This is a genomic window from Bacillus sp. ISL-7 (assembly GCF_018613065.1).
The window spans coordinates 69,699-85,895 of record NZ_JAGGQW010000001.1 but is presented as its reverse complement, the minus strand read 5'-3'; the positions used below and the strand labels follow the sequence as shown (position 1 = coordinate 85,895).

Annotated in this window: 14 protein-coding genes; 3 read left to right on the top strand and 11 right to left on the bottom strand. The window is 38.8% G+C overall.

Going from position 1 to position 16,197, the window contains the following annotated elements; translation table 11 throughout:
* Positions 1 to 165: 165 nt before the first annotated feature.
* The 3 genes from J7E66_RS00420 to J7E66_RS00410 all read left to right on the top strand — a co-directional run bounded on the left by J7E66_RS00420 (position 166) and on the right by J7E66_RS00410 (position 4,177).
* The gene (locus tag J7E66_RS00420) at positions 166 to 1,671 is read left to right on the top strand and encodes a UxaA family hydrolase (RefSeq protein ID WP_214997509.1); all 1,506 of its coding nucleotides are present in this window, start codon (positions 166 to 168) and stop codon (positions 1,669 to 1,671) included.
* A 74-nt stretch (positions 1,672 to 1,745) separates the two neighbouring features.
* Positions 1,746 to 2,759, top strand: coding sequence for a zinc-binding alcohol dehydrogenase family protein (locus tag J7E66_RS00415; protein WP_214997508.1), 1,014 nt, complete (start codon positions 1,746 to 1,748; stop codon positions 2,757 to 2,759).
* 152 nt (positions 2,760 to 2,911) lie between these two features.
* A complete protein-coding gene (locus tag J7E66_RS00410) occupies positions 2,912 to 4,177 on the top strand; it encodes an MFS transporter (protein ID WP_214997543.1) in 1,266 nt (421 codons plus the stop codon).
* Between the two features lie 90 nt (positions 4,178 to 4,267).
* On the opposite strand, the gene J7E66_RS00405 is transcribed toward J7E66_RS00410, so the two are convergent.
* The 11 genes from J7E66_RS00405 to J7E66_RS00355 form a co-directional block, all read right to left on the bottom strand.
* Complete coding sequence (locus tag J7E66_RS00405) at positions 4,268 to 4,972, bottom strand: GntR family transcriptional regulator (RefSeq protein WP_214997507.1); 705 nt, start codon at positions 4,970 to 4,972, stop codon at positions 4,268 to 4,270.
* Positions 4,973 to 5,203: 231 nt separating this feature from the next.
* Positions 5,204 to 6,217 (bottom strand): sugar kinase, encoded by a 1,014-nt coding sequence (locus tag J7E66_RS00400; protein WP_214997506.1) that lies wholly within the window; start codon positions 6,215 to 6,217, stop codon positions 5,204 to 5,206.
* Complete coding sequence (locus tag J7E66_RS00395) at positions 6,217 to 6,867, bottom strand: bifunctional 4-hydroxy-2-oxoglutarate aldolase/2-dehydro-3-deoxy-phosphogluconate aldolase (protein WP_214997505.1); 651 nt, start codon at positions 6,865 to 6,867, stop codon at positions 6,217 to 6,219. Before J7E66_RS00395 ends, J7E66_RS00400 begins: the two co-directional genes overlap by 1 nt.
* 118 nt (positions 6,868 to 6,985) lie before the next feature.
* Entirely contained in the window at positions 6,986 to 8,596 is a 1,611-nt protein-coding gene (locus J7E66_RS00390) for a mannitol dehydrogenase family protein (RefSeq protein ID WP_214997504.1), read from the bottom strand.
* Complete coding sequence (gene uxuA / locus J7E66_RS00385) at positions 8,562 to 9,674, bottom strand: mannonate dehydratase (protein WP_214997503.1); 1,113 nt, start codon at positions 9,672 to 9,674, stop codon at positions 8,562 to 8,564. The genes J7E66_RS00390 and uxuA overlap by 35 nt, the downstream gene beginning before the upstream one ends.
* A 21-nt stretch (positions 9,675 to 9,695) precedes the next feature.
* Entirely contained in the window at positions 9,696 to 10,718 is a 1,023-nt protein-coding gene (locus tag J7E66_RS00380; protein ID WP_214997502.1) for a zinc-binding alcohol dehydrogenase family protein, read from the bottom strand.
* Positions 10,719 to 10,884: 166 nt separating this feature from the next.
* Positions 10,885 to 12,147, bottom strand: coding sequence for an MFS transporter (locus tag J7E66_RS00375; protein WP_214997501.1), 1,263 nt, complete (start codon positions 12,145 to 12,147; stop codon positions 10,885 to 10,887).
* Positions 12,148 to 12,610: 463 nt separating this feature from the next.
* On the bottom strand, positions 12,611 to 12,928 hold the full coding sequence (locus J7E66_RS00370) for a MaoC/PaaZ C-terminal domain-containing protein (RefSeq protein WP_214997500.1): 318 nt from the start codon (positions 12,926 to 12,928) through the stop codon (positions 12,611 to 12,613).
* Between the two features lie 12 nt (positions 12,929 to 12,940).
* A complete protein-coding gene (locus J7E66_RS00365; RefSeq protein ID WP_214997542.1) occupies positions 12,941 to 14,035 on the bottom strand; it encodes an acetyl-CoA C-acyltransferase in 1,095 nt (364 codons plus the stop codon).
* Positions 14,031 to 15,497, bottom strand: coding sequence for an AMP-binding protein (locus J7E66_RS00360; protein ID WP_214997499.1), 1,467 nt, complete (start codon positions 15,495 to 15,497; stop codon positions 14,031 to 14,033). Before J7E66_RS00360 ends, J7E66_RS00365 begins: the two co-directional genes overlap by 5 nt.
* A 49-nt stretch (positions 15,498 to 15,546) precedes the next feature.
* Positions 15,547 to 16,125, bottom strand: coding sequence for a biotin transporter BioY (locus tag J7E66_RS00355; protein WP_214997498.1), 579 nt, complete (start codon positions 16,123 to 16,125; stop codon positions 15,547 to 15,549).
* Positions 16,126 to 16,197: the final 72 nt, after the last annotated feature.

Genomic DNA, 16,197 nt, shown 5'->3' with positions numbered 1-16,197 from the left:
AAAAAGGTATAAATGAAGCAAAAAATGTAATTTTCATTTCAAATATTGATGGTAAGATGAAGGGGAATTGAAATTGAAAGGGTTTTCTTTTGTTATATGTTCGTTAATATGACGAACGATTGTTAATACATTGTACTAACAATTAAAAAGGTTGGAGGAAATGAAATGAATAATGTAGTTCAATTGAATGCAAAAGATGACGTTGTTATTTCATTGCAAGAAATCGGTAAAGGGGAAAACATTCAGATTCAAACGGAAGAAAATGAAATACTAAATATCAATGTTTTAGAGGATATTCCAAAAGGACATAAAATTTTAGTTCGGCCTGTAAAAGAGAAAGAGGATGTTCTTAAGTTCGGATATTCGATTGGAAAGGCAAAAAGGGATATTTCCGTAGGGGAATGGATCCATGCACATAATTTAGAAACTGGTTTACAAGGTATTTTGGAATATTCGTATCAACCATTAAGTCAACAGAATGGAATGAAAGAATCGGAGCATACATTCCAGGGATATCTTCGTGAAAACGGGGATGCTGGAATCCGAAATGAAATCTGGATTATCAATACGGTAGGCTGCATCAATAAAACATGTGAAGTACTTGCTAAAATGGCGAGTGAAAAGTTTAAGGATCGCGGAATTGATGGAATCTATCATTTCTCCCATCCATTTGGATGTTCCCAATTAGGGGATGATTTGTCTAATACACAAAAGCTATTAGCTGCTTTGGCCCAACATCCAAATGCAGCAAGTGTCTTGATTGTTGGGTTGGGATGCGAAAATAACCAAATTGAATCTTTTAAAGAGGTTATTGGTGAATATCCTCCAAATCGCATGAAGTTCATGAAGTCCCAGGAAGTGGAAGATGAATTAGAGACTGGTTTAAGTTTAATTGAAGAATTAGTAGCTTATGCAGAACAATTTAAACGCCAGCCGGTACCTGTTTCAAAGCTGAAAGTAGGATTGAAATGCGGCGGCTCTGATGGGTTTTCTGGTATTACAGCAAATCCCTTAGTTGGAGCGGTATCTGACTTAATTGTTGCAGATGGTGGAACAACGATTTTGACAGAAGTTCCTGAGATGTTTGGAGCAGAAACAATCCTGATGAATCGAGCGGAAAATGAAGAGATCTTTAATAAGATTGTTCACTTAGTTAATGATTTTAAACAATATTTTATTCGTCATGATCAGGTAATTTATGAAAACCCTTCACCTGGAAATAAAGCAGGTGGAATTAGTACACTTGAGGAAAAATCCCTTGGCTGCACACAAAAAGGGGGACACGCTGTCGTTGTTGATGTAAGTTCATATGGTGAACGCGTAGTAAAACCTGGATTGAATTTAATCAACGCACCAGGAAATGATCTTGTCTCTGTTACCGCATTAGCAGCAGCTGGGGCTCATATTGTATTATTCACGACGGGAAGGGGAACACCATTTGGCGGACCGGTACCAACTGTGAAGATAGCTACAAATTCTGATTTAGCCAACCGCAAAAAGAATTGGATTGACTATAATGCTGGACAGTTGATTGAGAGAAAAACCATGGATGAACTGAAAGTTGATTTATTCCAATATATTCTTGACCTCGCATCAGGAGAAAAGGAAACCAATAATGAGAGGTTTGGTTTTAAAGAAATTAGTATTTTTAAAGACGGTGTAATTCTATAAGATAAATAAATTTCTAAAAATAGGAAGTATTATAGATTTAAATTATCTATTAAATTAAAGGAGTGTAATTCCCAATGAAAAGTATTGTATGTGAACAACCGAATCAATTCAAAATGGTTGAAGTTGAACGGCCTGAGCTTAAAACGGGAGAAGCTTTAGTCCGCATCCGCCGCATTGGTATTTGCGGAACTGATTACCATGCGTACAGAGGAAACCAGCCTTTTTTCAGCTATCCCCGTACACTCGGTCATGAACTTTCTGGTGAAATTGAATCGATCGGTGAGAACCCTGCTGGCTTAAAGGCAGGGGATCAAGTATCAGTCATTCCGTACATGGAATGTGGTGAATGTATTGCCTGCAGAAATGGAAAAACGAATTGCTGTACAGATATGAAAGTGTTGGGTGTCCACATTGAAGGCGGAATGAGTGAATGGATCACAGTCCCTTACAATCATTTAGTCAAAACAGAAGGGCTGACACTGGACCAGTCTGCGATGATAGAACCTTTAAGTATTGGGGCACATGCCATTAGACGTTCTGAACTCAAGCAGGGAGAGTTCGTTTTAGTAATCGGTGCAGGTCCTATTGGTTTGGGTGTCATGGCTTTTGCTAAGCATGAAGGGGCAAAAGTGATCGCAATGGATGTAAACGAAGAACGTTTAGCGTTTTGCAGTGAATGGGCCCGTGTGGATTATACTGTGAACGCCTTGGAAAACCCAATTGAGAATTTGAAGGAAATTACTAATGGAGAAATGCCAACAGTTGTATTTGATGCAACAGGAAATGCTAAATCTATGTCTGATGCGTTTAACTATCCAGCTCATGGCGGAAAATTAATCTTTGTTGGTTTAACCAAGGGTAATATTTTGTTCGATGACCCTGATTTCCATAAAAAAGAACTTACATTAATGGGAAGCCGCAATGCTACACGGGAAGATTTTGAATATGTAGTGAAGACAATACAAAATGGCGGAGTGGACATCGAATCGTATATTACACATCGTGCAAGCTTCGATGAGCTGATCAATCAATTTGAAGGCTGGTTAACTCCAGAGGCAAAGGTAATTAAGGCTATTGTTGAAGTGTAAAAGGTGATCTGGGGATGCGAATGATTCCCATAAGGAATCAGTTGCACATGATCAAGTAAATTAGAAAATCATTTAAAAGAATAAGTGGAATGATTTAGATATTACGAGAAAGCGTTAACAAAATTTTAGGGGGTAAATGAATGTTATCAAAAATGTTCACAAAAGATAAATTACCTGTAATGATTTTATTATTCATAGCTGGCGTAATCAATTATTTAGACCGTTCTGCATTATCCATTGGTGCTCCATTTATTAAGGAAGATTTATCATTATCAGCAACACAAATGGGAATCATTTTTAGTAGTTTTTCTGTTGGATATGCCATTTTCAACTTTATTGGGGGAATGGCTTCTGATAAATACGGTGCGAAACTTACTTTGTTTGTTGCCATGATCGTTTGGTCATTATTTAGTGGTGCGATTGCATTAGCCGTTGGATTTACAAGTTTAATTGTCATTCGTGTTTTATTTGGAATGGGTGAGGGCCCGCTTTCGGCAACAATCAGTAAAATGGTCAATAACTGGTTCCCAGCTGACCAACGTGCGTCTGCTGTTGGTTTGACGAATAGTGGAACACCTCTTGGTGGAGCCATTTCCGGACCAATTGTAGGTTTTATCGCCATTACATTCAGCTGGAAGATATCCTTCCTTTTTATTATGGTTTTAGGTCTTGTTTGGGCAATATTCTGGTGGAAATTTGTTAAAGAAAAACCTGCTGCATCTGCGGAAAAGTCAACTGTTGTAAAAAACAACAAGGTTCCACAACAAAAACGTCCATTAACCTTTTATTTGAAACAGAAAACAGTATTATTCACAGCATTTGCATTCTTTTCCTATAACTACATTTTATTCTTCTTCTTAACTTGGTTTCCAAGTTATTTGGTAGATGCTCGTCACATGGATGTTAAGGAAATGAGTGTTATAACCATGATTCCATGGATTGTCGGATTTATCGGACTAGCCTCTGGCGGATTTGTTTCAGATTTTGTTTTCAAAAAATTCACAAATAAAGGTGTATTGTTCTCAAGAAAAGTTGTGCTTGTAACTTGTCTATTTATTTCAGCTGTTTGTATCGGAGGGGCTGGTCTTGTAACAACAACAGTCAGTGCGGTAACATTGGTTGCGTTTTCAGTATTTTTCCTATATTTGACAGGGGCAATATACTGGGCAATCGTCCAGGATGTTGTTGAGCGCAGCAGTGTTGGATCTGTAGGTGGATTTATGCACTTTTTAGCGAACACAGCTGGAATTATAGGACCGGCTTTAACTGGATACCTTGTTGATAGATCCGGTTCATTTACATCTGCGTTTTTACTTGCAGGCGGATTGGCAATCTTTGCTTCCTTATCTGTAATCCGTTTTGTTCGTCCCATTAAGTATCCCAGCACTAACACGAAATCCGTAAAAATAACAGTATAACATTTAAAGAGACATTAAGTTCCAAAAAAAATCGACAGGTGCAGCCTGTCGATTTTTTCGTTAAATGATTAGGTACCCTATGAGGTCTAGTTAAGAAGTAAAATAGTCAGAATGCATTTCTATTACTACTGGTAATTCGTCTTTTTTATGGCTAAAATGGTACTGCAATAATTTCTCTGTTTCCTCCTCGTTATTGGAAAAAACGGCTTTAAGAATACTTTGATGTTGACTTACCACATTTTCCATATGGTTTGGTGTCTTTAACTCTAAGTATCGCATCCGATTCAAATGACCTCTCATTTGTGACACAACAGAAATTAATGTTTGGTTTTCAACTAGTTCCAAAAAAAGTTGATGAAATATCTCATCCAACTGCAAGAATTCTATACTTTCTCCCCTTAAAGCGGCTTTTTGTTGTTTTTTAATTAATTCAATCGCTTTTGCTTCAATATCTTTTTGACGTAAATCATCAGAATTCCAGTTTCTGGCTGCTGATTTGAAAGCACTTATTTCCAAACTTTCTCTTACAAACCTGGCTTCTTCCACTTTCTTTACTGATATTAAAGCAACTCGTGCACCTCGCTGTGGAATTATTTCAAGTAATTCTTCTTGCAGAAGCATTAAAAAAGCTTCGCGAACAGGCGTACGACTTACTCCTAAAGTAGCAGCCAGTTCACTTTCCGATAACATTTGCCCAGGCCTAAAGTTTAACGTAATAATTTCTTCCCGGATTTTAGTATAGGCTTTTTTTCCAAGTGTTTTTCTGTCATTTGTGGTGATACTTTTAAGACTCAATATGAAACCCCTTTATTCTTTTGTTATTTAGTATTCTTATATACAAAATTTTACTTCTGCAAGTTACTGAAGTCAACAGAGCAACAGAACTCTTACCCAATAAATGATTTTTCATTTAATGCGATAGTAAACTATTTAATTATCGATTGGATAACATAAATAAATAACCTACTCCACCAAAAGCGGTGAAATAGGCATTTCGATAGTCCCTCGATCAATTGATTTCAACTTTTAGCGGGCTATTTTCCCTGGGCCATTATTTGCAAAAGCAGCTACCTCATCTACTGAAAACACATTACAATCACCATGTATTGTATGTTTTAAGACAGATGCTGCTGTCGCAAATGTGATTAGTTCCTGGGAAGGCTTATTTTCTAAGATTCCATGTAAAATACCTGCCGCAAATGCATCACCGCCGCCTACGCGATCAACGATGTGATCAATCTGGAAAATCTCTGATTGGTATAACTTCCCGCCAGTGAAATAGTTTCCTTGAAGAGTATTAGTTGAAGCAGAAATAATAGTTCGGAACGTTGAACTGATCGACTGAATGTTTGGATACAATTCAATCATTTTTGAGTAGTAATACCTCAATCTATCCTCTTTGAACAAGGAAGGGTCGGCTTGATCTAGGCCGAGAATATAAACGGCATCCAATTCGCCGAAGGAGCATATATCAACAAATGGAAGTAATGTTTTAAACGTATCTGCTGCTTCTTGCTGGCTCCAAAGTTTTGCCCGGTAATTAAAATCAAAGCTGGTAAGAACCCCTTTTTCCTTCGCTTTTTTTAGCGCTTGCAATGTAAGTTCCTTTAAGCCTGGGGATAGTGCCGGGGTGATTCCGGTAACATGAAAGAGTTCCGCCCCTGAAAAAACTTCATCAAAATCAATTTCATCTGGTCTAAGCATCGAAAAACTGGAGTACTTCCTGTCATACGTCACTTGGGAATTTCTTTGTCCTACTCCAGTTTCCAAATAGTAGGAACCTAACCGTTCCCCGCCTTTAATCAGATAGTCAGTATGGACATCGTAAGATTTCAAATGTCTCTCAACAGCTATTCCCAATGGATTTTCCGGTACTTTACTAACAAAATAGACGTCATGTCCAAGGTTTGAAAGTGAAATGGCTACATTCGCTTCTGCACCGCCATAATGCATCCTTAGCTGATCAGCTTGAAAAAGCCGTTCACCATTTTCTACGGAAAAGCGAAGCATAATTTCACCAAGTGTAACTATTTTTTTCATCAGTAGTTCCCTCTTGCTTCTTGTACTTTTTGGACATATTGCTTTGCATATTCAGTAATTTTGTCATAATTCCCTTGTTTGGCTGGTGCCACTAAATTTCCACCCACACCGACAGCGACACAGCCATTTTTTATCCATTTATCCACATTATCAAGGTTGACTCCGCCAGTTGGCATAATGTTCACATGTGGAAGAGGAGCTTTTACAGCTGTGACAAAGTCAGGACCGAATGCATTTCCAGGAAATAGCTTAACAATATCGACCCCGGCTTCTAACGCATGCTTCATTTCAGTGATAGTCATGCATCCCGGCATATATGGTATTTGATAGAGATTACATAGTTTTGCTGTATCTGCATCAAATGCCGGACTAACGACAAACTGTGCACCGGCAAGAATCGCGATCCTTGCTGTCGTTGCATCAAGAACCGTTCCGGCTCCAATGACGACATCATGATTTTCACCATAAATAGAAACTAATTCTTCGATTACTTCATCAGCACCTTGTACAGTAAAGGTAACCTCAATCCCTTGAATGCCGCCTTCTACACATGCTTCTGATATTTTAATGGCTTCTTCCTTGGAATCTGCTCTTACAACAGCTACTACCCCACATTCGGATATTCTCGATAATACGTTTAGTTTTTTCATTATTTTCCCCACCTTTAATTTATTCCTTTTCCAACGACAGATATTAATAATAGGAAATGGGCATGAGAAACTTCTCATAGCCCATCCGCTCCTAACCAACCGTGATTTTTTTCTTATCTTAAAGACAATACCTCTCCAAAGTACGGCGGACGGCACCGGTACCTGCAAGCATGTCATAAAACATGGACTCAATCTTTTCGCCCAACCCTATCTCATACAAATTGACTCCAAAGATAGCTTCATTGGACAGGATTAAATTTATGTTAGATGTTCGGTCACCCAAAGCAACACCCCGAAGAGCCGCTTTCAGGGTCTCAAGCTGCGGGTCAGGACTTAGAGTAAAGGGCTTTCCTTCATCATCAATGCCGAGGAGATAGCGGCACCACGTTGCAATTACAAGCGGGATAGCTTTCAAATCGGCCGGATTCAGGTCCTCACTTTTTACATAGGACTTCAAAGTTTCACCGAAGCGGATTCCTACTTTTAGGGATGTGTCGCACGCGATGCGCTGCGGCGTATCCGGGATATAAGGGTTGGAAAAGCGTTCGTTCAAAACTTCATCCAGGAAGGCTTTCGGGCTGATAATTTCAGGGTTGACCACTACCTTCAATCCTTCTTGATAACCGATCAATTCTACAAATTTTCTCAGTGTTTCGTCTTTCATTTCATCTGCAATCAAAGTATAGCCAAGCAGGCAGCCGGAAACAGCCAATGCTGTATGAAGCGGATTCAGGCAAGTGGTTACCTTCATCGTTTCAATTTTGTTCACCGTTTCCCTGTCCGTAAAAATAATTCCCGCCTGCTCCATGGCTGGACGACCATTCGTGAATTTGTCTTCTATGACAAGATATTCACTTACTTCTGCATTGACGAAAGGCGCCGTATACGTATTTTTCGGTGTGACTATGATGTCCATGCCGATAATCCCTTGGTCAAGAAGAGCTTCTTTCACCTTTTCAGATGGCCTTGGCGTAATTTTATCAATCATGGTGAAAGGGAAGGTGATCTTGCCTTCATCCTCGAGATAAGCAATAAAGCCTTCCTCCACATATCCCCTTTTGAACCATTCCTTTGCGATCGTTAAGACGGCAGCTTTGAGCTTGTCGCCATTATGTGAACAGTTATCCATACTGACGAAAGTCATCGGATATTGGCCTTTCAAATATCTGCGGTAGGCAAGCGATGTTACAATGCTCATGGCATGGACCGGGTTATCCAATCCAGTTTCAAAATCTTTCTTAATAATGCCTATGAACTCTCCGGATGGATTCGTCAAGGTATAGCCTTTTTCCGTAATCGTAAAGCTGGCCATCTGCAGACTTGGATTTTCAAAAATCCCGACAAGTCGCTTAAATTCATCTTTCCTGTTAAAATCAGCTGCAATAGTGTCGACAATGCTGTTAATGACGGTCTTCTCAAAAGAGCCGTTTGCTTTCATGGTCACAAGCAGGGTCAGGTTATCATAGGGCTTATTTAATCGGTCGATCATTTCAAAATCATACGTTTTCACTGCGATAATTCCGGTCTCGGCTTGTCCTTGGTTTAACAGTTTTTGATGAGCATTGGCAACAAAGCCCCTAAAAATATTTCCGGCACCAAAGTGGACCCACTGCGGCTTTTCTATCGTATTTTTGGCAACCTGGTTAAAATCAAATTGCGGAAGTTCGACTCCAATTTTTTTCCATGCTTCAGCTTCATTTACTATACTGCTTCTCTTTAACTGTAGCACTTAGCTCTCTTCCTTTCTCTTTTTCCAGGCTGTCCCAAACACCCAGCATGTACATGATTCCAAGCGCTCTATCATACAGCCCATAACCAGGTCTGCAGTGTTTCTCTTCGCCCCAAAGGTGACGACCGTGATCCGGACGAACATAACCTGTATATCCATTTTCATGGTACGCTTTGATGACTTCGGCTACATCGACGCTTCCATCCTGCCCGCGATGAGAGACTTCAATAAAATCGCCATTTTCAAACACTTTCACATTTCGGATATGTGCAAAGTGAATTCGATCATGGAATTCGTGAATCATGGCAGGTAAATCGTTCTCTGTATTAGATCCCAATGAGCCTGTGCAGAAGGTTAACCCATTGTATGGACTATCTACAAGATTAAGGAATCTTCTGATATAATCTCGATTACGAATAATACGCGGCAATCCGAAAATCGGCCAAGCTGGATCATCCGGGTGGATCGCCATTTTCACATCATATTCTTCACATACAGGTATCACTCGTTCTAGGAAGTATTTCAAGTTGTCGAAAAGAATGTCTTCTGTCACACTCTCATAGGCTTTAAACAAGTCATCCAGCTTGGCTAAACGCTCCGGTTCCCAGCCAGGCAAGGTAAAATTACCGGCACCCTCGAGGATTTTTTTAACCATATCTTTTGGATCATCGGTAATCGCAGCTTTTTCATAAAACAGGGCATTGGAACCGTCAGGTAACTCCTTATATAGATCCGTTCTTGTCCAGTCAAAAACCGGCATAAAATTATAGCAAATCACTTTAACTCCGACTTTAGAAAGCTTTTTAATGGTATCGATATAAATATCGATATACTTATCCCTGGTAGGCAATCCGATTTTGATATCATCATGAATGTTTACGCTTTCTACAACAGCCGGGCTGAATCCTTTACTCCGAATTTGGTCCGCAACTTCTTGAATTCTTTCCATTTCCCATTCTTCCCCTGCAACCTTATCATGCAGAGACCAAACGGCTCCCATTACACCCGGAATTTGCCGTATATGGTCAAGTGTAATAGAGTCGTTCCCTTCACCATACCATCTCCATGTCATTTGCATCGATATCCACTCCTTCTATTTTTATCGTGAAAAATCTAAATGAACTTTTCTTACTGCATCTGGATTTGTTTCGATTAAATGGATCGCTTCTTTCACTTGCTCGAAAGGAAACGTATGCGTTACAAAGCTATTTATATCTATTTTTCTACTATTAAAAAGATCGATTACTTCTGGAAACTGGTTCGTTTGCAATCTGGATCCACTGACTGTCAGTTCTTTTTTCGTAATCTCTAGCTGCGGAATCCCTGACTTTTCTTCACTAAATCCTAATACAACAATTCTTCCAGCAACCGATGCAAGTTGGACAGCTTGTTCGAATGTTTTTGTTGTACATACGGCATCGATGACAACATTCGCTCCCATTCCCTCGGTTAATTCATTTACTTTTTGAAAAATATCTTCTTTCAACGGGTTGATCGTAAAATCGGCACCAAGGCTTTGGGCATAGGACAGCTTTTCTTCACTTAAATCTGAAATAATACATGTTGCCCCTCTGTACTTTGCAACCTGCAAGGAACAAATCCCAATCGGGCCGGCGCCCATGATAAACACAACATCTCCCTGCCTGACATCCCCCCGCCAATTGGCTTGTGCCCCAATTGTGAAGGGTTCCACTAAAACCGATTCTTTCCAATCTAATGTTGGGTCAACTTTGTGAGCCATTTTTTCAGGGACAACTACATACTCCTGATAACCACCATCAATGTGGACTCCAAAAACCTTTAAATTTTGACAGACATTTTGCCGTCCAGATCGGCACGCATAGCATTCTCCACAAGTGAGAATCGGTTCGATGACAACATGATCATCTACCTTAAGGGAGGTAACGTCTTCACCAGTCTTTACTACTTGGCCAGTGACTTCATGTCCGATTACTCGCGGATAGGTAGCGACTGGTGAGGTTCCATGATAGATATGGACATCTGAACCACAGATACCAGCCATCTTCACTTGAATCAGAACTTCATTTTCATGCTGAATCTGTGGCATTTCTTTTTCAATTATTTCAAGCTGCCCTGGTTTAACCACTTGTATCGCTTTCATTAATTCATACTCCTCAATACCCTTTTTCTCTTAAATACTAGTATACAAGGATAGAGATAAAAACTGAATATACTAGTATACAAGATAGGGCATAAAATTTGATTCATTTGGAATAGCTTGATAATACTATATTTGTATACTAGCATACAAGTTATCTAACATGCTATTACATCGCTTTCTCTGTCAACTCAGCCTTATATTTTTTAGTAATAGGTTTAACAAACTTAATTACTGACAATGAAGCAAAAACCGCTAACCCTCCGGCTAATAAAAATGCGGCGGTGTAGGTGCCGGATTTCTCCACAAGGAAACCAGTTAATGTAGGACCAATGATTCCAGCGGTATTAGCCAAAAAGTGCATGAATCCTCCAACAGATCCCACGTTCTTTTGGTCGACAACGTCTTGGACGATCGCCCAGTAAATCGCACCTGTCAAATATAAGAAGAAAACTGATAATGCTACTAAACTTACAGCAGCCACTGTGGTAGTAACAAGACCGGCAATCCCAATACAAACTGCAGATGTAAACAGACAAGATACCAATACTACTTTACGAGCAAATAATGCTTTTCCTACTTTTTTATACACAAAATCAGAAACCATACCGCCTGAAGCTAAACCAATGAAACCCAACACCCAAGGAATAACGGTTACGACACTCATTTCTTTAATACTTAGGCCGCGTGCATCGGTTAAGTAACTTGGGAACCAAGTTAAGAAGAAAAATAGAATATAGTTATACGCGAAGAACGCAAAAGCAGTAAATAACACCGTTTTTTGTTTTAAATAGTAAGTCAAAGGTATTTTTTCACCTGACTGATTTTGACCTGGCTTTGAAGAGCCATTATTTTGGTTACTTTCCCCAGCAGGTTTATCTTTAATAAAAATCCACCAGCATGCTGCCCAAACTATTCCAATAATCATAATGAGGACGAAAGAGATTTTCCAGCCATAATTCAAGGCAATTATCCCAACGATAGGACCGGCAATCGCTCCCCCTAGTGGTGTACCGCTATTAGCAAGCCCAATCGCAGTGGCCCGTTTATCTGAAGGGAACCAGTTGTTTATCATTTTATTGATAGTTGCCGATAATGGACCTTCGCCCATTCCAAAAAGTACCCGAATAACAATCAAGCTGGCAAGGCTGAATACTAGCGCAATCGCACCGCTGAATAGAGACCAAACAACCATGGCTACGAACAAAGTAAGTTTTGCCCCGTATTTATCAGACGCCATTCCGCCAATAAAGTTGAAAATGGCATACCCAACAGAGAAGCTACTAAAGACGATTCCCAATTGTGTCGGTGATAAATGCAAATCTTCGGTAATAAAAGGTGCCGCTATAGAGAGAGCAGATCTGTCTAGGTAGTTCACCACGCCTGCCAAGAAAAGCATTACTAATACAACAGTTTTTCCTTTTGAAAACATATTTCTACCTCCTTATAATGTTTTTAGTTTAAGTGAAACCGTTTTCTTTTAAATGTAAAAAATAATAAGTTCATATTGTTTCTTAATATTAATAATTTATCACTTCCTTAAGTTACTAAATGTAAGCCCCTTCATTTTCTAATATAGGATGTCTACATAGAGATATTAACACATACATATACTAGTATACTAGTATTTTTTATATTATTTTTTATCCTTTTTATGACATACGAAATTTTAACCGAAATTACAATAAAATGCTAACCTCAATAAATATAAGAAGCTTTTTATTCCATACATGTTTGAAAAAATGGATGTGAATAATTGTAAAAGAGGGGGGTTACATCCACTGAAATAAAGAGGCCGACAAATCTGAAAGGTTCAGAAATTGTCAGCCTCTTTAAAATTTAATTCGAATCTATTAGTAGAAAAACCATTACCAGCAACTAAAAACTGCCCCTATTCAGGGATTTCCTCTAACTACTATCAAACATCCTTTTACGACTATCTTTTCTCCACATTTTCCTTCTACTCTTATTTCATTCTCCGCTTGTTTGATAGTCAGTGTTACTAGATTTCCCATATAAACAGGGGAGATAAAGGTAAATTCATACTGACTCAACAACTCTTGAGGAATGGGAGGTTCATTCGAAAGTACACTTAACACTTTGGCCACTGTTAACATTCCATGGGTAATTTTATTAGTGGATCCTTGTTGTTTCGCTGCCTCCATATCTAAATGAAATGGATTGTAATCACCAGAAATGAAAAATAATCTCATGTTCCTTCGTTTTCATGTTACCACCTCGAATAGGACTGCTACTCCAACTCCTCCACCACTCCCAATCGCGGCCAGTACATATTTGATATCCTTTCGTCTTTGTACTTCGTAGAAAAGCCTCGTGATCATGATACTTCCCGAAGCTCCATAAGGATGTCCTAGCGTTAAAGCTCCTCCGCCGACATTTAACTTGTCATAAGAAATGGAAAGTTCTTTTGTACAGGCAACAATCTTAGAGGCGAAAGCTTCGTTTATTTCAATTAGGTCAATGTCCTCAATGGATAACTGGTTTCTTTTTATTAAGGCTTGAATAGCCGGAATAGGGGCTTCTCCTGGATAATTTGGAAGTACACCTGAGACTTCACTATCCAAAAATCGTAAAATAGGCTCGAATCCATTATTTAATGCCATGTTTTCTTCCATGACAAGTACAGCTGAAGCCCCGTCATGTATCCCACAACTGTTCGCTGCAGTAACCGTACCGTTCTTTTTAAAAATAGGCTTTGCCCTATTTAAAAGTACTTCCATCTTTCTTTTCTTAAAAAGTTCTTCATCTTGGTGGAGATCCCCAATTTGAATGATCTCTTGATTAAAATATCCTTTATCGTAAGCTTCCCAGCTACGTTTATAACTTAATAGCGCAAATTCATCCTGCATTTCCTTTGAAATAGCATATTTTCCAGCTACATATTCTGCTGCAACGCCCATATCTGGATCGCCAATTTTTTCAGGAGAAAATCTTGCTCTAGAAGGAAACGGTGAGGTACTCGTACTTTCTACACCACCAGCAATATAACAAAGGCCAGCTTCACCTTGGACAAAGTAACATGCCATTCGAATCGCTTCTAACCCTGCACTACATTGACGGTCAATGGTGATTCCCGTTACTGAAAGAGGAAGTCCTGCTTCTAACGCAGCAACTCGAGCTACGTTTCCACCTGGTCCAACTACATTTCCCAAAATGATGTCATCTATCCTATCTTCCAATCCTTTCGCTAAATGTTGGAGGAGTGGAGCTGCAAGCTCATGTGGCAGAATGTCTCGTAGCATTCCACCTGTTTTTCCAATTGGTGTTCGTTTCGCTTTGACAATTACTGCCCTTTTAATCACTGCTCACCTTGCTTTCCAATCGTTTTATAAGCTCAGCACGAGCTATCTTGCCACTCGTTGTATATGGCATTTCAGATAGAAAAAACCACTTACGTGGAATTTTATAAGAAGATAAATGCGTCTTACAAAATCTTTTTAACTCTAATTGGCTACCCTTTCCTTTCACCACCGCAGCAACAACCTGACCCCAATACAAATCTGAAAGGCCTATTACAGCAACTTCCTCGACATCTGGATGCAAGGAAATAACTTTTTCAATTTCTTCAGGAAAAATATTAATTCCCCCATATAAAATCATACTTTGTTCACGGCCTACAATATATAAAAAGCCATCCTCGTCAAAATAGCCCATATCATGGACCGTGGCCCATCCCTCTTCATCATGTATTGAATGAATGGTACTTCCCTCATAATCAAAGTACCCATTTATCATAAATTTGCTTCTTACATATATTTTTCCGGTCTCAGTTGGCATTGCTAATCTCTGATCTGGACGCCGTATTTGTACCTCTACACCATAACAAGGCTTTCCGACAGATGTTGCTTTCTGAATACCTTCTCTATCAGAAAGTACAGTAATGAAGCTCAATTCACTAGCTCCATAAAACTCGTACATGGTCATGTTAGGAAACATATGACGGATTTCTAATTTCGATCTATCCGACCATTTTGCACCAGATGAAATAATTTTTATAGAATTATCGACTTGGATTCCTTCTTTCAAGAATGCTTCTACCATTGTCGGAACTACATATATCGTTGTAATTGGAAAGGAATGTATCCATGATAGTCCCTCAATAGGAGAAAACTTTTCTAATAGAAAAACGGTTCCACCTAAATACAAGGTGCTAATAGCTCCATACAGAAAATGAGAATGAATTAAGGCACCAGGAATAAGAACTTGATCGGATTCATCTAATCCGAAATCAAAACGATTGCAATCAAAGCTAGCCACCCACGAATCTTGAGAGCGAACAAATGCTTTTGGGTTACCTGTCGTACCAGAAGTAAATCCAATGTAAAAAGGCAGATTTTCTTCCGTTTTTCTTACAGTTGTATGATCAAATTGAGAGATTTCCTGTAAACAATCATCTAAAATCGTTACATTAGGAATGATTTGTTTGATTTGAGAGTAAATTTCTCTAGTTGTGACAATGATAGAAGGATGCGAAAGTATCACCCTTTTTTCCAATTCGGTTATCTTCCATTTCAAATCATATGGAACAGCAATCCAACCTGCCTTGGAAGCTCCTGCAAAGAGCTGTAGGAAAGGGATACCGTTTGGCAAAAGGATTCCTATTGTTTTATTTTCTGAATGAAGAGAATGAAGCCAGTTCGCTGTTTGATTAATTAATTCATACCATTCTTGATAACTGATTTGTTGATGATTCGTATGGATCGCGATTTTGTTTGGGGATATTTTTTCGAAAGTTTTATATGATTCTGTAATATTTCCCATGATATATCTCCTCTATAAAAAAGAGACACATTCTAGTGCCTCTTAAGATTTAGATATTTTTAGATAAATGATTGGAATAACTTGTTGCTAATGAGCGTGAAAAAAATGGGTGTTTTCTTAGTCTGTAAACTAAAATGGAAGCTAGTATGGCTTTTAAGACATCCCCTGGGATATAAATTAAACTTAACTGAACAGCTTTTAAAAGAGGAATGTTCATCATAAATGCCTGGACAGGAATTCCAATTAAATAGATTAATAGAATTCCAACTGTCAGATTAATAAATAAAATATGTTGTATTTTTAAAGTTTGAAAACGTGATAGTAGATAACCAATACAGAAAGCCGTAATAGGCCATGAAATTATATAACCAACACTTGGTCCGACAAATACACTTAGTCCACCTCTTCCTCCAGATAGAAGAGGCACTCCAGCAGCGAGAAGTAATAAAAAGATCGTTTGGCTCATCGCCCCTAATCTTGCTCCCAATACGCCTCCCGCAAGAAGGACACCTAGTGTTTGTAATGTAATGGGAACGGGTGTAAAAGAAAGCATAATAGGCGGAACTACTCCTAGAGCGCCCATGACAGCGGCAAACACTGCTACAAAGGTAATTTCCTTAATTTTCATTCTTATATCTCCTTAAAATCAATATGTACTATTTACAACTATGATACTAATGAATCTCAAATTAAATGTCAA